Source organism: Pseudoduganella sp. GW821-FHT11H04, assembly GCF_058807935.1.
In genome coordinates this window covers 167,956-189,309 of record NZ_JBXARE010000004.1, presented here as the reverse complement: position 1 = coordinate 189,309, position 21,354 = coordinate 167,956, and the positions used below count along the sequence as shown (strand labels likewise).

Annotated in this window: 20 protein-coding genes; 9 read left to right on the top strand and 11 right to left on the bottom strand. The window is 61.7% G+C overall.

Translation table 11 applies throughout. The features are described from left to right. Positions 1-91 precede the first annotated feature (91 nt). From AC1RTP_RS11085 to mpl, 4 genes are read right to left on the bottom strand one after another with little or no spacing between them, the layout of a single operon-like run. Complete coding sequence (locus AC1RTP_RS11085; RefSeq protein WP_498607466.1) at positions 92-2,125, bottom strand: ribonuclease catalytic domain-containing protein; 2,034 nt, start codon at positions 2,123-2,125, stop codon at positions 92-94. Beyond that, positions 2,122-2,706 (bottom strand): chorismate--pyruvate lyase family protein, encoded by a 585-nt coding sequence (locus AC1RTP_RS11080; protein WP_498607464.1) that lies wholly within the window; start codon positions 2,704-2,706, stop codon positions 2,122-2,124. The genes AC1RTP_RS11085 and AC1RTP_RS11080 overlap by 4 nt, the downstream gene beginning before the upstream one ends. After that, a complete protein-coding gene (locus AC1RTP_RS11075; RefSeq protein ID WP_498607462.1) occupies positions 2,703-3,272 on the bottom strand; it encodes a YqiA/YcfP family alpha/beta fold hydrolase in 570 nt (189 codons plus the stop codon). The genes AC1RTP_RS11080 and AC1RTP_RS11075 overlap by 4 nt, the downstream gene beginning before the upstream one ends. Further along, a complete protein-coding gene (gene mpl, locus AC1RTP_RS11070; protein WP_498607460.1) occupies positions 3,272-4,639 on the bottom strand; it encodes a UDP-N-acetylmuramate:L-alanyl-gamma-D-glutamyl-meso-diaminopimelate ligase in 1,368 nt (455 codons plus the stop codon). The genes AC1RTP_RS11075 and mpl overlap by 1 nt, the downstream gene beginning before the upstream one ends. Before the next feature lie 233 nt (positions 4,640-4,872). On the opposite strand from mpl, the gene AC1RTP_RS11065 reads away from it, so the two are divergent. From AC1RTP_RS11065 to AC1RTP_RS11030, 8 genes are all read left to right on the top strand, one after another. Further along, on the top strand, positions 4,873-5,484 hold the full coding sequence (locus AC1RTP_RS11065) for a hypothetical protein (protein ID WP_498607458.1): 612 nt from the start codon (positions 4,873-4,875) through the stop codon (positions 5,482-5,484). Then, positions 5,481-6,026, top strand: coding sequence for a TlpA family protein disulfide reductase (locus AC1RTP_RS11060; protein ID WP_498607457.1), 546 nt, complete (start codon positions 5,481-5,483; stop codon positions 6,024-6,026). Before AC1RTP_RS11065 ends, AC1RTP_RS11060 begins: the two co-directional genes overlap by 4 nt. A 115-nt stretch (positions 6,027-6,141) precedes the next feature. Continuing rightward, a complete protein-coding gene (gene aroQ / locus AC1RTP_RS11055; RefSeq protein WP_498607456.1) occupies positions 6,142-6,579 on the top strand; it encodes a type II 3-dehydroquinate dehydratase in 438 nt (145 codons plus the stop codon). A 95-nt stretch (positions 6,580-6,674) separates the two neighbouring features. Further along, positions 6,675-7,142, top strand: a complete 468-nt coding sequence (accB, locus tag AC1RTP_RS11050) for an acetyl-CoA carboxylase biotin carboxyl carrier protein (protein ID WP_498607454.1) — start codon at positions 6,675-6,677, stop codon at positions 7,140-7,142. Between the two features lie 75 nt (positions 7,143-7,217). Beyond that, positions 7,218-8,576, top strand: coding sequence for an acetyl-CoA carboxylase biotin carboxylase subunit (gene accC / locus AC1RTP_RS11045; RefSeq protein ID WP_498607453.1), 1,359 nt, complete (start codon positions 7,218-7,220; stop codon positions 8,574-8,576). 20 nt (positions 8,577-8,596) lie between these two features. After that, on the top strand, positions 8,597-9,508 hold the full coding sequence (gene prmA, locus AC1RTP_RS11040) for a 50S ribosomal protein L11 methyltransferase (protein WP_498607452.1): 912 nt from the start codon (positions 8,597-8,599) through the stop codon (positions 9,506-9,508). Positions 9,509-9,525: 17 nt separating this feature from the next. Further along, positions 9,526-11,781 carry a DUF3426 domain-containing protein gene (locus AC1RTP_RS11035; protein ID WP_498607451.1) on the top strand — a complete coding sequence of 752 codons (2,256 nt, stop codon included), beginning with the start codon at positions 9,526-9,528 and terminating at the stop codon, positions 11,779-11,781. A gap of 5 nt (positions 11,782-11,786) precedes the next feature. Further along, positions 11,787-12,731 (top strand): carbohydrate kinase family protein, encoded by a 945-nt coding sequence (locus AC1RTP_RS11030; protein ID WP_498607449.1) that lies wholly within the window; start codon positions 11,787-11,789, stop codon positions 12,729-12,731. 112 nt (positions 12,732-12,843) lie between these two features. Here AC1RTP_RS11030 and AC1RTP_RS11025 read toward each other — a convergent pair whose 3' ends face one another. Both AC1RTP_RS11025 and AC1RTP_RS11020 read right to left on the bottom strand, forming a co-directional pair. After that, complete coding sequence (locus tag AC1RTP_RS11025; RefSeq protein ID WP_498607448.1) at positions 12,844-13,371, bottom strand: YggT family protein; 528 nt, start codon at positions 13,369-13,371, stop codon at positions 12,844-12,846. Positions 13,372-13,454: 83 nt separating this feature from the next. Continuing rightward, complete coding sequence (locus tag AC1RTP_RS11020) at positions 13,455-13,583, bottom strand: hypothetical protein (protein WP_267874961.1); 129 nt, start codon at positions 13,581-13,583, stop codon at positions 13,455-13,457. A gap of 163 nt (positions 13,584-13,746) precedes the next feature. Between AC1RTP_RS11020 and AC1RTP_RS11015 the strand changes: the two genes are divergently transcribed. Further along, a complete protein-coding gene (locus AC1RTP_RS11015) occupies positions 13,747-14,592 on the top strand; it encodes a hypothetical protein (protein ID WP_498607446.1) in 846 nt (281 codons plus the stop codon). A 587-nt stretch (positions 14,593-15,179) separates the two neighbouring features. Here AC1RTP_RS11015 and AC1RTP_RS11010 read toward each other — a convergent pair. From AC1RTP_RS11010 to AC1RTP_RS10990, 5 genes are all read right to left on the bottom strand, one after another. Further along, positions 15,180-16,691, bottom strand: coding sequence for a chemotaxis protein CheW (locus AC1RTP_RS11010; RefSeq protein WP_498607444.1), 1,512 nt, complete (start codon positions 16,689-16,691; stop codon positions 15,180-15,182). Between the two features lie 3 nt (positions 16,692-16,694). Further along, complete coding sequence (locus AC1RTP_RS11005) at positions 16,695-18,395, bottom strand: methyl-accepting chemotaxis protein (protein ID WP_498607442.1); 1,701 nt, start codon at positions 18,393-18,395, stop codon at positions 16,695-16,697. 166 nt (positions 18,396-18,561) lie between these two features. After that, positions 18,562-19,374 carry a substrate-binding periplasmic protein gene (locus AC1RTP_RS11000; protein WP_498607440.1) on the bottom strand — a complete coding sequence of 271 codons (813 nt, stop codon included), beginning with the start codon at positions 19,372-19,374 and terminating at the stop codon, positions 18,562-18,564. Between the two features lie 2 nt (positions 19,375-19,376). Continuing rightward, the gene (locus AC1RTP_RS10995) at positions 19,377-20,879 is read right to left on the bottom strand and encodes a tripartite tricarboxylate transporter permease (protein ID WP_498607438.1); all 1,503 of its coding nucleotides are present in this window, start codon (positions 20,877-20,879) and stop codon (positions 19,377-19,379) included. A gap of 9 nt (positions 20,880-20,888) precedes the next feature. Continuing rightward, positions 20,889-21,353, bottom strand: a complete 465-nt coding sequence (locus AC1RTP_RS10990) for a tripartite tricarboxylate transporter TctB family protein (RefSeq protein ID WP_498607436.1) — start codon at positions 21,351-21,353, stop codon at positions 20,889-20,891. Between the last annotated feature and the right edge of the window lies 1 nt (position 21,354).

Sequence of the window (21,354 nt, the reverse complement as noted above, 5' to 3'; positions counted from 1 at the left end):
TGACCCAAGGGTCAGACCCGACCGGCGGCAGCCGCGTACTTGGGTCCGACGGGACGGCCATCCGGCTTGGGTCGTACCCAGGTTACCGGGTTTACTGCGGTCCAGGCTCCGTAACAACCGCCTCGCTGGCCAACGACGCCTCCTCCGCATCCACCTCAGTAGGTTGTGCAGGATCAGCCGGCGCCTCCTCCTCATCCAGCTCCGCCTCCGGCTCGACCGGCAAGGTAATCGAGCCTTCCTGCAAGCGCGTCTCGATCGCCAGATCCACCTCATCCCAGCGCAGCACATCCAGCTTCACGTGTGACCCGCGCGCAACAGCCGGCATGCCCGGCATGCGCACGATCAGCGGAATCTCGGACAAACGCAGCACTTCATCCTTCAGCACCACAGCCTCGACTTCCTTGGCATTCTCCTGCCCCAGCCAGCGCAGGCACCAATAGCGCTCCATATTCGACTGGAAGTCCGCATACGCCGCATACGCCGCATCAAACGCCGACACAATCGCAAACAGGTTCGCATCCTTATGCTTGAACGGCGCCACCATCGGCGCAGTCACGCCATGCGAAGCGCAAGCCAAAATCTGCCACTGGTTGACCAGGTCGGTGTAGCGGCGCAGCGGCGAAGTCGACCACGCATACTGGTCCACGCCCAGGCCCTGGTGCGGCGCAGCTTGCGTCATCATGCGCACCTGCATCTTGGCCGCCCAGCCGCCCACGCCCTGGCCTTGGGTACGGTAAATACCCGGCACGCCATGGTCGTGCATCAGCTTGCCCCAGGTGGAGTTGGCGAAGATCATCAGCTCGGCCACGATCTTGTCCAGCGGCGCACCGCGCTTGCGGCGCGAAATCGTGACCACATCGTCTTCCACATAGAAGTTGAAGTCGACGCGGTTGTTCTGCTCAGGCTTCAGGCCAAACGCCTCGCGCTTGAGCATGCGGCCCGCTTCCAGGTGCTGGGCCCAGCCCCACAGCAAGGTCAGCTCGGCCTTGCGCGGATAATCGCCCTCGCCGCTGGCCAGGGTCTGCTCGTTGACCAGCTCGTCCAGCGTGTTGTGGCGAAGGTTGTTCGCGATCGGCACCAGCTCGGCCTTGGTCTCGGTGGAGATCACCGACCAGTCGGCCGGATCGAGTACGGCGTATAGCGACAGCGCCGGACAGGTTTTGCCTTCAGCCAGGGTGAACGCGTCGACGATGCTGTCCGGCAGCATGGTGATCTTATCGCCCGGCATATAGACAGTAGACATGCGGCCGCGCGCGATCTTGTCGATGGCGTCGTCCGGCTTGATGCCCAGGCCCGGTGCGGCGATGTGGATACCCACGCGCACCTTGCCATCCGGCTGGTGCACCACGGAGAAGGCATCGTCGATTTCGGTGGTCGTCACGTCATCGATGGAGAAGGCCTCGACCGCCGCCAGCGGCAGGCCGGCCGGTGCGGCAGGCACCGGCATCTCAGGGAAGCCGTGGCCTTTCGGGAAATTCTCGAACAGGAATTTCGCCATATGCAGGTCTTTCGGCGACTTGATGCCGCCGGCCGACAGCATCATGCGCGCCGGCGTGGTGTGCGCTTCGTTCGCGGCCTGCTCCAGCGCCTTGAATTCAATCGTGTTCTTGTCCGGCTTGAACAGCAGCTGGTTCACGATGTTCTGCATCGAGGACGGCAGGTTGCCCGCCTTCAGCTCCTCGGCATACTGGCCCTGGATGATGGCTTGCTGCTTTTTCTTCTCAATGCCAGCCAGCGCCGCCTTCAAGGTCTGCTCCGGCGCTTTCTTATAGCGGCCGCGGCCCTTCTTGTGGAAATAGATCGGCGCGGCGTGCAAGCTCAGGATCAGGCCGGCCGCTTCGGCAGCTTGCGGAGCGTGGCCGAAATACTCGGCGCCCAGCTCGGCGAAACCGAATTCCTCTTCGCCCGCCACTTCCCACAGGAAGTCCAGGTCGACGTCGGCCGCGATGGCCTTGGCCTGTTCCATCAGCTCGGCCGGCGACGGCTTGTCGAACTGCAGCATCACATCCTTGGTTTTCACCTTGTTGCGCTTGCCGCTGGCCATTTCAACCTGGTAGGCCTCGCCTGCCTGCGACAGCACGCTGCCTACTTTGAAATCGCCGGATTCTTCAAAAAATACATTCATTGATCATTAGTCCTGTGAAGCTGGAGAACCGGAGGCAGGAAGACCTCGGTCACAAGCAAAGTTCCTTCGTGGCGCTGGTACAGGCAGCGCCGTGCATACAGTAAAGCGTCGTCCGGCACGTCCGCCCCTTGGTCCGACAATGCCGCGCGGGCGCGCCGCGCCAGCGGATGAGTCGCGCGCAGTCGCGCAAATTGCAGCTCGCCGCGCCGCACTTGCGGGTCGCCGAACAGTGTACTGCCGAGCGAGCGTTCGCCCAAGGCGCTGAACAGCGGCCAATCAGAGGCGTCGGCCGACATCGGCACCACGGTATGGGCGAACACCACAGGCGTATTATCACACCGCAGCAAAACCTCCCTCTCCCAGACGCGGCCGGGACGGTGGTAGCCGATGATATTGGCCTCATCGGCGAGGCAGATGGCCGTGTCCTGGTGCAGCAGCTGCACGCGGAAGGCGCGGCTGTGCTCTTTCAGCTTATTGGTCAGCGAACCGCCGCCGGTCAGCCAGTGGCGGTAGGGATGCGGCGGGTTCGCGGCGAGCACGTGACCGTGCCAGTTGGCCTGGCGTAGGGATTGGCCTTTCATCGCACTCCGCAAAACTCTAGTACTTCAGCGAGGTAGTCGGCGTACTCGCTGATGGCGTGGTCGCTGCCCTGCACTACTTTTTGCCTGGCGCCGGCGTAATGGGCCACCATATCGCGGTAATCCAGCACCTCGTCGCCGGTGCAGGCGACCAGGAAGTAGCGTTCGGGCTGCGAGATCTGCGGCACGGCCAGCGCGCGCAGCTCCTCTATATATTCACGCTTGAATTCAAACGGTTCGTCAGAGTGGTAGGCGGTTGCGACGCCGACGTGCTTTTCGAGGTCAAGCGCCGCAACCACGGCGGGATTCAGCAGGACTGCGCGGCAGCCGAGCTTCTCGGCCATCCAGGTGGCGTAGTAGCCGCCCAGCGAAGAGCCGACGATGGTCAGTTCTTCCGCCGGTACGCCGGCCACCAGGCCGAATGCCAGGTCCATGGCCAGCGTGGGACTCGCCGGCAGTTGCGGGCAAATAAATTCCGCGCTGCGGCCAAGCTGCGCCATCCGCTCCCCGGTCAGCCGCGCCTTCATCGACAATGGCGAGGAACGGAAGCCATGCAGGTACAAAATCATTACTGCAGCGCCTCCAGCAATTTCTGGTGGACGCCGCCGAAGCCGCCATTGCTCATCACAATAATATGGTCGCCCGGCTTGGCCGCCGCGACGATGGCTTTGACCATCACTTCCAGGTCTTCGTAGGCCGAAGCCATTGCGCCCATCGGCGACAGTGCCTCGCCCAGGTTCCAGCCCAGGGCCTGCTCGCTGCCGAAGCCGAATACCAGGTCAGCAGCATTCAGGCTCCCGGGCAAAGCATCCTTCATGGTGCCCAGCTTCATGGTGTTGGAGCGCGGCTCCAGCACGGCCAGGATGCGGCCCGTGGCGCCGATCTTCTGGCGCAGGCCGCCCACCGTGGTGTCGATCGCAGTTGGGTGGTGGGCGAAATCGTCATACACAGTCACGCCGTTGACGGTGCCGCGCACTTCCATGCGGCGCTTCACGCTTTGGAATTGTCCCAGCGCTTCGGCGGCGATTTCGATCGGCACGCCCACATGGCGGGCGGCGGCAATCGCGGCCAGCGCGTTGTAGCGGTTATGTTTGCCGGTCAGCTCCCACTTTACGGTGGCGGCCTTGGCGCCTTGGAAGATGACGTCGAAGCTGCCGTCGGCGTGTTCGTTCATGGTCCAGTCGGCGCATTCGGCGCTGCCGAACAATTCCTTCTCGCTCCAGCAGCCGCGTTTCAGCACGCGCTGCAGGCTCGCTTCGTCGCCATTGGCGATGACGCGGCCGATACCCGGCACGGTGCGCACCAGGTGGTGGAACTGGGTTTCGATGGCGCCGATGTCGGGGAAGATATCGGCGTGGTCGTATTCCAGGTTGTTCATGATGGCCGTCTTCGAGTGGTAGTGCACGAACTTGCTGCGCTTGTCAAAGAAGGCGGTGTCGTATTCGTCGGCTTCGATCACGAAGAATTCGGAGTTGGCGCCGGGGCCGGTCAGGCGCGCCGAAATGCCGAAATTCTGCGGGATGCCGCCGATCAGGAAGCCAGGCGCGTAGCCGGCGTGTTCCAGGATCCAGGCAACCATGGCCGAAGTCGTGGTCTTGCCGTGCGTGCCGGCGACGGACAGCACCCATTTGTCTTTCAGGATATGGTCACCGATCCATTGCGGGCCGGAGATCATCGGCAGGTTGCGGTTCATGATCTCTTCAATCAGCGGATTGCCGCGCGAAACCACGTTGCCGATCACATAAAGGTCGGGGTTCAGTTCCACCTGCTCAGGGCCGAATCCCTGGATCAGTTCAATGCCTTGGGCCTCCAGCTGCGTGCTCATCGGAGGATAGACGTTGGCGTCGCAACCCGTTACGCGGTGGCCGGCTTCTTTTGCCAGGACGGCAAGACCGCCCATGAAAGTGCCGCAAATGCCGAGGATGTGGATGTGCATGGTGGTGATGGAAAAGAATCAAGTGGCGGATTTTAACCCATTAGAACCGGTAACCCGGGGTACGACCCGCAGGGTCGGACCCCGTCTGGTCGTCTGCCAGGGGATACGGTTGTGCGACGTTGATCTTCTCAAAAAGTCAAAAGCCTTGACCCAGCCCCGTAGCCGGGAGACCGTACGGGGTCTGACCCTGCGGGTCAGACCCAGGTTCACCGGGTTTTGGGTATGATGCATTCATGAACCCCCAGATCAAAACCGAAATCGCCGCCGCCGCCGCCCGCATGATCGCGCAGGATGGCGCCGACTACGGCAGCGCCAAACGCAAAGCCGCCCGCCAGATCCTGGGCGACTCGCAAGCCCGCGACCTGTCCGACGCCCTCCCCGACAACGAACAGATCGAAGAAGAAGTCCGCCTATACCACGCTTTATATAACGCAGACACCCACCCTGCGCACATATTCAAATTGCGCGGCCTGGCTTTGCAAGTAATGGAAATGCTGGAACAATACCAACCCTTCCTGACCGGCTCCGTGCTGCACGGCACCGCGGGGATGAATGACGACATCCACCTGCAAGTGTTCGTGGACAGCGCCAAGGAAGTGGAAATTTATTTATTGAACAAGAACCTGCAAATCGAGATCTCCGAATCGCCCCATTTCCGCGGCCCTCGTTTCGAGGATGTGGAAACGGCAAGCTTCATGTGGAAGAACGCCGGCGTGCACGTCGAACTATATGAACAGGACGACCTGCGCGGCGCCAAGAAGAAAAGCGGCGACAAACCGCTGCGCGCCGACATCTCCGAACTGCGCACCATACTGATTAACAGCCCCCATCCAGCCCAGCAATGAAAAAATTCGCAACATACACCGTGGTCGCCGTCCTGTTCCTGGGCGCCGGCGCCTGGTATGGCACCCGCACCAAACAAGCTCCAGGCCCCATCACCACCACCGCCCCTGCCGGCGTGACCAGCCCGGTGGCAGCCATGATGGCCGAGACCTTGCCAAATGAGAAAGGCGTGAAGGAAGCGCTGTCTAAATACCAAGGCAAGAACCTGCTGGTGAATTTCTGGGCGCCGTGGTGCACCCCATGCGTGGAAGAGATGCCAGAGTTGTCGGAACTGCAAAATTCCGAACTCGGCAAAAAGATCCAGGTGATTGGGATCGGCATCGACTCCCCATCCAATATTGCAGAATTCACACAAAAAGTGAAAGTCGCCTACCCCATCTACGTGGCGGGGATGAGCGGCACCGAACTGTCCCGGCAGTTCGGCAACACCCAGGGCGGACTACCCTTCACCGTCCTTATTGGCGCTGATGGTACGGTGAAAAAGACCTATCTCGCACGCCTCAAATTCGACGCGCTGAAAGCCGACCTGGCAGCCCTGAACTAGGCAAAAAAGGTCGTCGAACGACCGTTCTATTAACTTCCGCAAAGCTATTTTCTCTTGCCAATGCTTGTAGATGGCGGCAAAATGCGGAACTTTCGCAGAAAATGGTCAGGGAATCATGGCAAGTCACCTGCTGCTTCTTAATGGCCCCAACCTGAATTTGTTGGGGACGCGCGAGCCTGAAACCTACGGCGCCAGCACCTTGGCAGACGTTGAACAGGCGGCGCAGGCACAAGCCAAAGCAGCCGGAGTGCAGCTCGCCTGTTTCCAAAGTAACCACGAAGGAGCGTTGATTGACCGCATCCACGCAGCCCGAACCGAGGGCGTGGATTTCATCGTCATCAACCCGGGAGGCTACACCCACACCAGCGTCGCTTTGCGCGATGCATTGGCCGGCGTAGCGATCCCTTTTATTGAAGTACACATTTCGAATATTTATCGGCGGGAGGAATTCCGCCACCATTCCTATCTCAGCGCTATCGCACAGGGGACGATCTGCGGGCTTGGTATCGAGGGATATCGTCTCGCCATCGACTTTGCCTTAAAAAGCAAGTAATCTACCGCGATCTGCGCGCATCTGACGCGATGCCAACCACGAGCTGGCGTCGCAGAAACCATCAACATAATAGATAGAACAAGGGAGCCAACAACATGGATCTACGCAAGCTGAAGACGCTGATCGACCTGGTAGCAGAGTCGGACATCGCTGAACTGGAAGTGACCGAAGGCGAAAGCAAGGTTCGCATCGTCAAGTCCGGCGGCGTCATGCCAAACCAGGTAATGATGATGCAGCCGCAAGCGCCAACCCATTACGCACCTGCCGGCGCTCCAGTCGCCGCACCGGTCGCCGCGCCTGCCGCAGCCGCTCCAGCTGCCGAACCAACCGGCCACGTTGTAAAGTCGCCAATGGTCGGTACCTTCTACCGCGCATCCGCACCAGGCAACCCAGCCTTCGTGGAAGTGGGCGCCACCGTCAAGGAAGGCGATACCCTCTGCATCATCGAAGCGATGAAGCTGCTGAACGAAATCGACACCGACAAGGGCGGCGTAATTACCCAGATCCTGGTCGAGAACGGCCAACCGGTCGAATTCGGCCAGCCGCTGTTTGTGATCGGCTAAAGCCGGACTATGGCCGCTGTGGACCACCCGGCGGCCAGCACAAGCTCCTCTTCTTTCACAAACATAGAAGCTGCCATGTTTGAAAAAATCCTTATTGCCAATCGCGGCGAAATCGCCCTGCGCATCCAGCGCGCGTGCCGCGAATTGGGCATCAAGACTGTGGTCGTGCACTCAGAAGCCGACCGTGACGCCAAATACGTAAAGCTGGCAGACGAATCCGTCTGCATCGGCCCTGCGCCTTCGGCCCAGTCCTATCTGAATATGCCGGCCATCATTTCCGCGGCCGAAGTGACCGACGCGGAAGCGATCCACCCGGGCTACGGCTTCCTGTCCGAGAACGCGGACTTCGCCGAGCGCGTGGAAAAATCCGGTTTCGTTTTCATCGGCCCGCGCGCCGAATCGATCCGCATGATGGGCGACAAAGTGTCGGCCAAGCACGCGATGATCAAAGCCGGCGTGCCTTGCGTGCCAGGTTCCGAAGGCGCCCTGCCGGATGACCCGAAAGTCATCGTGCAGATCGCCCGCAAAGTCGGCTACCCGGTCATCATCAAGGCGGCAGGCGGCGGCGGTGGCCGCGGCATGCGCGTGGTGCACACTGAAGCTGCCCTGCTGAACGCGGTCACCATGACCAAGTCGGAAGCCGGCGCCGCCTTCGGCAACCCGGAAGTCTATATGGAGAAGTACCTGGAGAATCCACGCCACGTGGAAATCCAGATCCTCGCCGACGAACACAAAAACGCCGTCTGGCTGGGCGAACGTGACTGCTCCATGCAGCGCCGCCACCAGAAGGTGATCGAAGAAGCGCCGGCGCCAGGCATCCCGCGCAAGCTGATCGAAAAGATCGGCGACCGTTGCGCCGAAGCTTGCCGCAAGATCGGTTACCGCGGTGCGGGTACCTTCGAGTTCCTGTACGAAAACGGCGAGTTCTATTTCATCGAAATGAACACCCGCGTGCAGGTTGAGCACCCAGTGACCGAAATGATCACCGGTATCGACATCGTACAGGAACAGATCCGCATCGCTTCGGGCGAGAAGCTGCGCTTCCGCCAGCGCGACGTGATGCTGTCCGGTCACGCCATCGAGTGCCGTATCAATGCCGAAGACCCGTTCAAGTTCACCCCTTCGCCAGGCCGCATCACCTCCTGGCACGTACCGGGCGGCCCAGGCGTGCGTGTTGACTCGCACTCCTATGCGGGTTACTTTGTACCACCGAACTACGATTCGATGATCGGCAAGGTCATTACCTACGGCGCAACCCGCGAGCAGGCTATCCGCCGCATGCAGATTGCACTGTCGGAAATGGTTGTTGAAGGCATTTCGACCAACATCCCGCTGCACCGCGAGTTGATGGTTGACGCGCGCTTCATCGAAGGTGGCACCAACATCCACTATCTGGAACAACGCCTGGCAGAAATGCCTAAGGCAGGTAAGTAAATAAGGCAGGTAAGTAATAAATGAGCTGGACTGAAATCGTCATCGAAGTAGCCCGTGAACACGCCGAAGCATTGTCCGAGGCGCTGATGGATGCGGGCGCGCTGTCGGTGTCGGTGGAGGATGCCGATGAAGGCACCGACGCCGAAAAACCCCTGTTCGGCGAGCCGGGCATGGAACCGACCGAAGCGGCATGGGATCATAGCCGCGTAGTCGCGCTGACCGATGACGAGGAAGACCAGGCCCTGATCGTGGCGGCTGCCGCCGGCGCGATCGGGCTGGCTCACCTGCCTAAGTTCACCACCCGCAAGGTGGAGGACGCTGACTGGGTGCGCCTGACCCAGTCGCAATTTGAGCCGATCCACATCGGCAAGAACATTTGGGTCGTGCCAAGCTGGCACGAAGCGCCGGATCCATCCGCGCTGATCCTGGAACTGGACCCTGGCCTGGCCTTCGGTACCGGTTCACACCCGACCACCAAGCTGTGCATGGAATGGCTGGAAGCCCATCCTGCTCCGGGCAAGTCCGTGCTGGACTACGGCTGCGGTTCGGGCATCCTGGCCATGGTGGCGCGCAAGCTGGGCGCTACGACCGTAGCGGGTGTGGATATCGATCCACAGGCTATCGTGTCCGCCAATGACAATTCGGTGCGCAACCGCGTGGAAGATATCCAGTACTTTGTGCCGGATGATTTCGCGGAATCGTCGTTCGCCTCGGCGCGTTTCGACATCGTTGTGGCCAATATTTTGTCTTCGCCGCTGAAGCTGATGGCGCCGATGCTGTCCGGCCGCGTTGCGCCGGGCGGTTCGCTGGTGCTGTCCGGCGTGCTGGCGCGCCAGGCGGAAGAAGTCGCAGCGGCCTACGCGCCGTTCATCAAGCTGAGCGTCTGGGCTGAGCACGAAGGCTGGGTGTGCCTGTCCGGCACGCTGGCATAAGGTAATTTTCCCGACTGATGGCGCTCGCCACTAAATGCCCCCACTGCAATACGATCTTCAGGGTCGCGGCTGACCAGCTGAAACTGCGCGGGGGCATTGTCCGTTGTGGCTCTTGCCACCAGGTCTTCGATGGCAACTCCGCGCTGGTCGAACCGGCGGCCAAGCCGACTCCCGTTATCCCCGACGTCGTCGCCGAACGCGCCGCACCGGCTCACGCCATTCCGGCGATATCCGACTATGTCCACGGCACCCCCGTCGACTTCGAACTCGATTTCGCCGACGAGCCAGCGCTCCCCATCGACGAGCCGCCAGAAGCAGTCCCCGCGCCTGCCGTCTGGCGCACCGCCGCTTCGCATGCGCCAGCCGCCGAGCCAACGCCCGACGATACAGCCCGCGCCGCCGTTGCCCGTGCCTTCGCCGCCGCAACCACGCCGCCAGCCGCACCGCATCCACTGGCATCCCTGGTTTCGCCAGACGACGCATTCTCCGAATTAGCCGGCGAATTGCCGACTACCGGCCCATGGTCGCCTGAAGTACCGACACCCGCCGCCCCACTGCCACCAGTCGCCACGCCATCGTCCACGATCGACGAAAAGCTGCTGGTCTGGGAAGACCTTCCCGCAAACGCATCGGCAGCATCCGACGCCGCCGCGATGGCCGCCGTCGCCCGCGCCTTCAAGCACGTCAAGAGCCCCTCCGCCCCCGCGCGGGAGCCCGAACACTTCGGTGAAGAACTCGCCCCCGACTTCCTGGCGCCCACAGTCGCGCCGCAGCCGCAGCCTCCGGACGCCGAACCTGAACATGTCGAACCGGCGCACGTTGAACTCGAGCAAGCCCAACCTGAACAGCTCGAGCCCGTGCACCCCGAGCCTGAAGACGCCGAACCTGAGCATGACGTCCCTCTTTACGTCGAACCGGAGCGCGTCGAACCGGAGCACGTCGAGCCTGAGCATGCCGAACCTGCGCGTATCGAGGCTGCGGATGCCGAACCTGAACATGTCGAGCTTGAGCACATCGAACCCGCCAACGCCGAGCCTGTGCACGCCGAACCTGAGCAGGTGGAGCCCGTGCTCGACGCGCCTGAGGAGCAAGAACCTGCGCATGTAGAAGCTGCGTGCGAAGAAGCTGCGTGCGAAGAAGCTGCAATCGAAGAACCTTCGCAGGAAGAATCCGCGCCTGCGGAAGACGTCCCCGCCATCGAGACCGAGGCCGAGGCGGAAACCGAACCGGCAGCCCCCGCCGGCGCGGCCCTGATCGAAGCCATCGACCAATGGTCCGCCGATAACACGCACCCTGACGGCCGCATCGAGCCCTCGCTCGACACGCCGCAAGAACACATCGTCCTCGCCGCAATCGACGACGCGCACCATTTTGAAGACCTCCCACCGGCCGAGTTGCCGCAGGAAGAGCCTTTCACCGCCAGCTTCGACGCCAACATTGAAGCCGATGCAAGCGAAACCGCCGACACCGACGCCGGCACCAGCGAACCATCCCTGGCCGAAGAACCCTGGCCCGCCGCCGAAGACGCCGCCGACGCCCTCGCCCCAACCGGCGAACCCTGGAGCCTGTCCGAGCCCGAACAAGAACGCGACGACACCGCCCTGCACGCCGTAGCAGCCGTCAATACCGACGTCCCCGACGACGGCGAATCCCTGCCAAGCGACGAAGAACAGGCAGCCGCCGAAGCCGCCCTCGCCGCCGCCCGCATGCGCGCCCTCGCCGGCATCGACGAAGCCGATGATCTCGACCACTCCGACCTGAGCTTCGTCAAGCGCGTCGACCGCAGCCAGAAATACGGCAAGGCCGCCACCATCACCATGGCCATCGGCATCCCGTTACTGCTGGCCGGCCTCGCCCTGCAAGCCGGCACCACGTTCCGCGACACGCTGGCCGCCAACTACCCGCAACTGAAGCCAGCCCTGGCCGCCATGTGCCAGCCGCTCGGCTGCAAGATCGCCCTGCCCACCCAGCTCGACGCCCTGAGCATCGAGCAAGGCGAGCTGGCCACCATGGCCGAAAACACCTTCACCTTCACGACCGTGCTGCGCAACCAGTCCAAGACAGCGCAAACCTGGCCGCACATCGAACTGACCCTGAACGACAACGCCGACAAGCCGGTACTGCGCCGCGTGTTCGCCCCGCGCGAGTATCTGCCTTCGCCAGCCGAAGCCGAAAAAGGATTCGGCCCGCGCAGCGAGCAAAGCATTAAACTGTACTTCGAGCTGAAACAGCTCAAAGCCTCCGGCTATCACATCGCCATCTTTTACCCTTAAAAACTATGACTAAAACCGCGCTTGTCTGTGGCTCGCTGGCCATCGACATCATCATGCAATACGAAGGCCGCTTCGGCGACACGCTGCTGGCAGACCAGCTGCACAAGGTCAATGTGTCCTTCCTGGTGCCGACCATGCGCACCGAGTTTGGCGGTTGCTCCGGCAATATCGCCTACTCGCTGAAGATGCTGGGCGGTGATCCGCGCATCGTGGGTGTGCTTGGCCAGGATTGCGCGGCTTACCTGGAACGCTTCCAGAAGCTCGGCCTGTCGACCGACAACATCCTGATCAAGAAGGATGCCTACAACGCGCAATGCTTCGTCACGGCCGATGCGGACCACAACCAGATCAACGCCTTCCACCCTGGCGCCATGTCGTTTGCACACGAGAACCCGATCGAGAAAGCCGGCGCCGCCCGCATCGCGATCATCTCGCCGGACGGCCACCTGGGCATGCTGAAGCACGCGGAAGACCTGGCACGCCTGGGCATCCCCTTCGTGTTCGACCCGGGCCAGCAGATGCCGATGTTCACGCCTGAGCAGCTGATTGGCTTCATCGAGAAAGCCACTTATGTGACCTGCAACGATTATGAGATCGAGTTGCTGATGTCGCGTACCGGCCTGACCATCCCGGAAATTGCTTCGAAGCTGGAAGCGCTGATTGTGACTCGCGGGGAGAAGGGTTCGGAGATTTATACCGGCGGCAAGCGGATTGATATTCCGGCTGTGGTGGTGGATTCGTCGCTTGACCTGGATCCGACTGGCTGCGGCGATGCTTACCGCGCGGGGCTGCTGTTTGGCCTGGTGAATGAACTGGGCTGGGAATCGACCGGCCGCCTGGCCAGCCTGCTGGGCGCGATCAAGATCGTGACCAAGGGCGCGCAGAACCACGTGTTCACCCCGGCCGAAATCGCCGACAAGTTCGAAGCCGCCTTCGGCTACCGCTTCTAACCCGGTAAACCAGTGTCAGACCCGCAGGGTCTGACACTTGCCGGCGGCGGCCGCGTATTGGTGTCTGACCCTGTGGGTCTGACACCGGTTTGCCGGTTTAAAAGCCGAGCGGCTAACCGCTAAACAGCATCCCCAGCAAAATCTGGCAGATCTGCAGCAAAATCAGCGCCACCAGCAGCGACAAATCCAGGTTACCCACCAGCGGCACCACCTTGCGGATAGGATTGAGCAGCGGCTCATTCAACGCGCGTACGAACGGCGCCAGGGGTGCATGGGGATTGACCCAGCTGAAAATCGCCTCGATGATCAGCAGCGCCATAAACCCAAACAGAATCCACTCCAGGAAGCGGTGCAAAGCCGCCAGCAGCACCAGTTCCGGCGTCGCCCCCACCAGGAACAGCACCGAGGTCGCCAGGATCACAATCAGGAAAGCACCAATCAGGCTGGCCCAGTCATAGCCCCCCATGCCGGGGACGATGCGGCGCAGCGGGCGCACCAGCCAATCCGATAATTGAAAAGTAAACTGTGCCACCGACGAAGGCGGACGGACGCGGATAGCCTGCATCCAGAATCGCAGTAAGAGCACGCCACCGAGAAGGCCGGCGATGACATCGACGATCAGCTTAAGAATACTAAACACGAGTTCACTCCAAATAAAAAAACCGCTGTGCGATTGTCTCACACAGCGGTGTTTTCGCCATCCGGCACTAAGCGTTTAAAGGCTTAGGAAGGACGGGTGCTGGTCGGGAACGGCCAGGCGGCTGCCGGGGCGATCACGGTTTTAGCTGCCGGAGCGGCGGCTGGAGCTGGAGCGGCTGCAGCAGCAGGTGCTGGTGCGGCGGCTGGCTTCACAGCTTCCTTCTTAGGAGCAGCTGGTTTCTTAGGAGCGGCCTTTTTAGGGGCAGCTGGTTTTGCAGCAGGAGCTGCAGCCGGTGCTACGGCTACTGGCGCAACAGCTGGCTTAGCTGCTGGCTTAGCCGAGGCTTTTTTTGGGGCGGCCTTTTTAGCTGCAGGCTTGGCAGCTGGTTTTGCGGCGGCTTTAGGAGCGGCTTTTTTAGCAGCTGGCTTGGCAGCGGCTTTCTTAGCTACTGGCTTTTTTGCAGCTGGCTTGGCAGCGGCTTTAGGAGCAGCTTTCTTGGCAGCTGGTTTAGCAGCGGCTTTCTTCGCAGCTGGCTTAGCAGCGGCTTTCTTAGCGGCTGGCTTTGCAGCAGCTTTCTTGGCAGCAGGCTTCTTAGCAGCTGGCTTGGCAGCGGCTTTAGCTACGGTTTTCTTAGCTGCTGGTTTAGCTGCGGCTTTCTTGGCTGCTGGCTTAGCTGCTGCTTTCTTTGCTACTGGCTTAGCTGCTGCTTTTTTAGCGACGGCTTTTTTAGCTGCTGGTTTAGCGGCAGCTTTTTTAACTGCTGGTTTAGCTGCTGCTTTAGCGACGGTTTTCTTCGCTGCTGGTTTAGCTGCTGCTTTCTTAACTGCTGGTTTTGCTGCTGGCTTAGCAGCGGCTTTTTTCGCTACTGGCTTAGCTGCTGCTTTCTTAGCTGCTGGTTTTGCAGCTGGCTTAGCGGCGGCTTTCTTGGCTGCTGGTTTAGCGGCTGGCTTGGCAGCGGCTTTCTTGGCAGCTGGTTTAGCAGCTGGCTTAGCTGCGGCTTTAGCGGCCGGCTTAGCGGCAGCTTTCTTTGCTGGAGCAGCTGCTTTAGCGGCTGCTGGTTTCTTCTTAGCGGCGGTTGCCATTTTTAGTTCTCCTTCATCTGGGATGGGAAAAATTCACGCACAAGATTTAAACCCGTCCGGCCCTGCGCTGGACCAGGCGAATTATTCATCGGCACAAACAGGATTGCGGTTTGCGCTAATGAATTCGGCACCCAGCTGAACTGCTGCACCTCCTCACAAGTGCAGCGCTTCAGCCATCGATTCCTGCGTCGGTGCTTGTCGGCGCAGGACTCAAATTCTTTGTCGCGACGATTGCGCGGGTGGGGCGTACATTCAGCTCCTCGACCCATCGTCGGGCCACGTGTGACAGCCAGCGTTCAAATAAAAAACCGCCCGGCCTGATCGGGAGATCAGGAGAGCGGCTTCGCTGTCGTCGTGTGGTCTTTCAGCATACTTATGCGTTTATGGTTCCCATTATTTTTCGATTTTTGCGGTAACAACACACTCGAAAAAACAGTGCTTGCATATTCACGCGATTTCAAGTTCGCAAAGTACACGAAAGCTTGTCGATGCGCAACCAGCACGAATGATTTTCTTCTTCTTTTTTTGTGTCGATCAGCGCGTTGGCGCACATTGGAACGCGCTTCGCGATGCGTTCGCCGACCGCGCGCGGCCATCGAACAAACGAGCAGCTTCGCATAACACCTTTAGGTAAAGGCTTTATAAAAAACGAAGCGCCCCGGCCTGCGCTTGAACGCGAGACCGGGGCGCTTGACGACGGCGTTTGAAAATTTTTTTTCGTCGCGATTACGCGACATGCAAAATTCGCTTCATCACGCGTTCGAGATCGAGCAAACAGGTGCTGTGCGTGCTTCCATCGCTTTGCGGCAGCTCCAGCACTTCATTCGATTCGGCCGACAGACCCAGCGACTCCTCCTTCTTCATCAACGAAGGAGTGGCGAAGCGTTTGCCATCGTCAATGGTGACGATGTCGGCCACCGCATCGACCACCAGGCCATAGCGTCCCTCTTCGCGCTCAATCACCAGCACCTTGCCGGCGCCCTCGCCGGCCGCTTCCATCCCGTACAGGCGGCGCAAGTCGACCAGGCTGATGAGCTGCTGACGCAGGTTCAGCACGCCGCACAGGTAGTCCGGCATGCCGGGCGGATGGCTGATGTCGCCGGCGTGATCGATGATCTCGCGCACCTGCTTCAGCTCCAGCGCGAACAGTTCGCCGACCCGGAAGCTCAGGTAGACCTTGCGGCCGGCACGCTGGCGCGCCGCGGCGTCAGCCTGCGCGCCCTGGGTCGGATAGAGCTGGCGGTGGCCGATATCCATCTCGCCGATCTCGCTGCGCGAGAAGATGCCCTCGTGGTCCAGCAGGATCACATCCTCCTCGCCGGCGCGCGCCACGCAGCCGGCAAACATGGCGCTGCGTTCTTTGCTGAGCAGAGGAATGGCCAGAACTTCATCGCTGGTGAAATGCAGGATGCTTTCCACCGCATCGACCAGGAAGCCGACCGTCGCTTCGCCGATATGTGCCACCAGGACGCGCTGCTCGGAGTCCTCCGACGCCCGCTGTCCGCCCGCCAGCGCGGCGAAGTCCACCACAGGCACCTGCAGCCCGCGGAAGTGCATGCGCCCCAGGCAGAGGGGACTGGCCAGCACCGTCTCCGACAGCTCCGGCACCCGCACGATTTCCTGGATCGCCTTCATCTCCATCGCGAAGCGGGCGCCCGCGGCGCGGAAGCTGATCGCATGGCGGCGCTCGCCGACCACGCGCAGTTGGCGCCGCGTTTCGGCGCCGGCCGTGCGCATCGAATGCACCTGCGGTACGTTCTCGATGCGCACCAGGCGGTCGATGTCGAGCACCTGGAGCAGGCGCCTGCCCTCTTCCAACAAGATGGTGCCGGCTACTACCCCTTGTGTCGAACCTTCCGCATAACGCAACCGGCTGCGTTGTTCGGGCCGCACGCGCAGGATCTCGCCGGTCGCATGCACCAGCAAACCGACCTGCACTTCCTGGTAATCGATGATCGCGATCTTGTCGGTCGGCTTGGCAGCTTCGGCGGCCGGATCGAACAGGCGGCCAAGGTTCACCACCGGGATCACGCTGCCGCGCAGCGTGAACATGCCTTCCAGATAAGACGGGGCGAGCGGCAAGCTGGTCATGCGCTCAGGGAAGTTGACCACCTCCCGGATGCACAAGGCCGGCAGCGCGAACTCACTGGCGCCCAGCATGAAGGAGCCGAACAGCTCCATCGCCGGCGCGAGGGAGCCCCCCGGCTCCCCTGCCGGAACTACGCGCAAGGCTTCCATGGCTTACACCACGAAACCGGCGACCAGCTTGTTCAACTCCCCGGCGCGCGAATTCAAGCTGGACGTCGACGAGGCAATGCTGTCGCAGCTGCCGGCCGACTGCTCCGCTGCTTCGGCGATGTGGTTGATCGCCACGCTCACCTCGCGCGCCGACAAGAGCTGCTCCTTGGCCTCATGCGAAATCTCGGCAATCGCCTCGCTGGTCTTGCCCACGCCCTTCACGATGCGGTCGAATGCTTCGCTGGCCTGGTGCGAGATGGCGGTGCCGGTATTCACGCGCTTGACCGACTCGCTGATCAGCTTGGAGATTTCCTTGGTCGCCTGCGACGAGCGTTCGGCCAGCTTGCGCACCTCGTCCGCCACCACCGAGAAGCCCAGGCCATGTTCACCGGCGCGCGCCGCCTCAATGGCCGCATTGAAGGCCAGCATATTGGTCTGGTTGGCAATATCGCTGATCACCTTCACGATCTCGCCGATATCTTCCGAAGAGCGATTGATCAGGTCCATAGCCTCGATCGAACGCGCCACCGCCTTGGCGCCCGCCTCGGCTTCGTCCTGGGTCGACTTGGCGAGATCGTTGGCATGACCGGTGCTGGTCGCAATCGCGTCGATGGAGCGGGTCAGCCCGTCGACCGTGGCATTCATTTCCTCCACCGTCGCACCCAGCTCCTGCGAGCCGCCCGCCACCACGCCGGCGCGGTTGGCGATTTCCTCGGCATCGTCGGCGAAAGCGGTGGCGGACATCACCACCTGGCCGATCACGCCGCGCAAGTCTCCCATCATCTTGCCGATGCCGGCGCCCAGTTGGTCGAGCGGCTCCTCGCCTGCAGTCGGCACTTTGGCGGTCAGGTCGCCCTTGGCCGCGCGCGCCACGGCATCGAGCAGGCGCTCGATCTTGATCGCATCGCTGGCCGCCTTGTCCTTGATGCCCTGCTCCATCATCACCTGCTCGGTAATGTCGCTGGCGAACTTAACGATTTTGAAAGGCGTACCGTTCATATCCATGATCGGGTTGTAAGTCGCCTGGATCCAGATCGATTTGCCGCCATTTCCGACGCGCTTGTAACGGCCGCTGTCATATTCGCCGCGGTTCAGTTTCTGCCAGAAGCGTTTGTAGTCGACGCTGGCGGCATAGTCGGTTTCGCAGAACATGCGGTGGTGTTCGCCCTTGATGTCGTCCAGCGTATAGCCCATCGCATCGAGGAAGTTGTTGTTGGCGGTCAGCACGTGGCCGCTCATGTCGAACTCGATCACGGCCTGCGCCTTGTCCATCGCGCTCACCTTGCCTTCGTATTCCGCGTTGCGCAACTTGGTGGCGGTGACGTCCGTGGCGAACTTGATCACTTTATAAGGACGGCCCTCAGCATCGAACACCGGGTTGTAGGATGCATTGATCCAGATCTCGCGGCCGCCTTTGCCGACGCGCTTGAATTCGCCATGTTCGAAGTGGCCGCCGCGCAGGCGCTCCCAGAATTGTTTATATGCTTCGCTTGCGGCGAATTCGCTGTCGCAGAACATCGAGTGGTGGTGACCCTGCACTTCATCGAGGGTGTAGCCGACCGCCTTCAGGAAGTTGTCATTCGCATGCAAAATCGTGCCATCGAGCTGGAACTCAATGACCGCTTGCACGCGGTTGAGGGCGGCGTTGATCGCCTGCAGTTCGACTTCTTGGAGTTGGGCTTCCTGGATGACTGGGCTGTTCATTTGGGTAGGCTCCTGTAGGGGGAAAGTTGTTGCCAGTAGGAATCTTCAGTATAGACAGCCGCCACCCTAGGAATCTCACGCATTGTCACGAATGACTGCGCATGCTTTAAGCAGTTAAAAGAAGCGCGCGAAAATCTGCGTAGCCGTTGTCCGGCCGCAACGCGTCTCAGGGTTTGGGCGGCGCAGGGAGGCGGGCATCGAGGCCCAGCGCGCTCCATTTCGGCTCAGCGTAATACTGGCGCACCAGTTTGCTGTACTCGCCGCGTGTCACCAGGAAGCTCACCGCCTCGCGCAGTTGTTCCATGTCGGCCGCCGTCAGGGACTTGCGGTGCAGGTAGAAACCCACTTGTGCCGGCTGCATGCCGTTTACTGAAGTAATGGCAACCTTGTCGGCCAGGCCAGCGCGCTGCACCGCCTCGGCAAACACGGAGGGGCCGGCCAGCACCGCATCGAAACGGCCGGCGACCAGCATGCGCACCGCCGTATCGGGATCGGGCACCAGGGACAGGCGCGGCAGGCTGCCCGCCTCCTCCACCATGCGCATGTATTCGGGGCCGTAGTTATTGCCGCGTATCGCGCCGAAGCTCAGCTCGCGCTCGCGCACCTCGTCCAGCGCCAGCTCGGGCGGCAGCTTGCCGGCCAGTGCGATCAGCATGGCGCGCGAGTTATACATATGGACGAAGATGCCGACCCGGTCGCGTTCAGCGGTGCGGGTGGCGCCGGGCAAAAGATCGATCGCGCCCGATTGCAGCATCTTCAGCGCTCGGGCGCGCGGCACGGTAAAGAATTCAAACTGGCAGCCGGTGCGCTCGCTCACCAGCTGCAGGAAATCCGGCACCAGGCCGCCCACAGTACCGTCCGCGGCAACCATCATATTGCGCCCCATGGGGCTGATGGCCACCTTGACCGGACGGCTGCAGGCCGCCTGCGCCGTTGCTGCGCATGCCAGGAAAGACAGGATAACCAGGCAGCGCAGCATCTTCATTCCTCGTGGAAGGCCTCTTCCCTTTTCTTGCGCAGTGCCGGCGACAGCACCACGATCAGGGCCAGCGCCGCCAGCGCCAGCAGGGTGGCGCTGATCGGCCGGCTGACAAACACCATCGGGTCGCCATGCGAGAGCAGCATGGCGCGCCGCAGGTATTCCTCCAGCATCGGGCCGATGATAAAGCCCAGCAGCATCGGCGCCGGCTCGGCATCGAGCTTGGCGCAGATATAGCCGAACACCCCGAACAGCGCCATCAGCCAGACGTCGAACTGGGCGTTATTCAGGCTGAAGACCCCGATCGCGCAGAACAGCAGGATGGCCGGGAACAGGCGGTGGTAAGGCACCGTGATCATCTTCACCCACAGGCCGATCATCGGCAGGTTCAGCACCACCAGGAACAGGTTGCCGAACCACATGGAGACGATCAGGCCCCAGAACAGCTCCGGCTTTTCCGTCATCACCGCCGGTCCAGGGGTGATGCCCTGGATGATCATGGCGCCGATCATCAGGGCCATCACCGGGTTGGACGGGATGCCCAGCGTCAGCATCGGGATGAAGGAGGTCTGGGCGCCGGCGTTGTTGGCCGACTCCGGCGCCGCCACGCCCTCGATGGCTCCCTTGCCGAACTCCTTGGCATTGGGCGACACCTTTTTCTCCAGCGAGTAGGAGGCGAAGGACGCCAGCATGGCGCCGCCGCCCGGCAGGATGCCCAGCGCCGAACCGAGGAGGGTTCCGCGCAGGACAGGCGCCAGGATGCGCTTGAAGTCCGCCTTGTCCAGCATCAGGCCCTTTACCTTGTCCATCAGGATGTGGCGCTCCTCGTCATGCTCCAGGTTGCGCACGATCTCGCCGATGCCGAACATGCCCATCGCCACGATCACGAAGGAAATGCCCTCCGCCAGCTCCGGCATATCGTAGGTGTAGCGCTGCTGGCCCGAATTGACGTCGGTACCGATCATGCCCAGCAACAAGCCCAGGATCACCATCCCGATCGCGTTCAGCAGCGAACCGCTGGCCAGCACCACGGCAGCCACCAGGCCCAGCACCATCAGCGAGAAGTAGTCGGCCGGGCCGAACTTCAGCGCCAGGTCGGCCAGCGGCGGCGCAAAGCAGGCCACCACCACGGTCGCCACCGTGCCGGCAAAGAAGGAGCCCAGGGCCGCCGTTGCCAGCGCCTTGCCGGCTTGGCCCTTGCGCGCCATCTGGTAGCCGTCGATGGCGGTCACCACGGAGGATGACTCGCCCGGCAGGTTGACCAGGATAGCCGTGGTCGAGCCGCCATACTGGGCGCCGTAATAAATACCGGCCAGCATGATCAGCGCCGCCACCGGCGGCAGGCCGAAGGTCGCCGGCAGCAGCATGGCGATAGTGGCGATCGGGCCCAGGCCCGGCAGCACACCGACCGCCGTGCCGATGAAGACGCCAATCAGGCAGTACGCCAGGTTGGTCAGGGTGAAGGCAGTTTCAAAGCCCAGCCCCAGGTTGCTTAAAATTTCCATGGCAGCCCCTTAGAAACCGAGCCAGGAGCCGAACGCAGGTATCGGCAATCCCAACAACTTAATAAAGAGCACGTAGGCGAAGGCCGCCAGGCCGACGGCCAGCAGCCCCGCTTCCTTCCAGCGGAACTTGGGGCTGGCGTAGGCACTGACCAGCACCAGCACCACGGCCGCCGGCACCAGGCCGGCGCCGCGCATCAGCAGGCCGAACAGCGCCACGGCCAGCGTGACCAGGGCCAGCGGCGCCAGGTGCAGCTTTTCCATCGCCTCGCCCTTGCGGAAGAAGGAGCGCAGCACGCCGGCCGCGCCGATCACGGCCAGCAGGATGCCCAGCACCACAGGGAAGAAGGCGGGCCCCATGCGGAAGGACGTGCCCATGTTCAGGTCGCCGCGCGTAAACACGGCGCCCAGGCCAATTGCGATAAAGATCGCCCCGATCCAGAAATCCTTCGGGTGGCGGATAGCAGACATCATCATC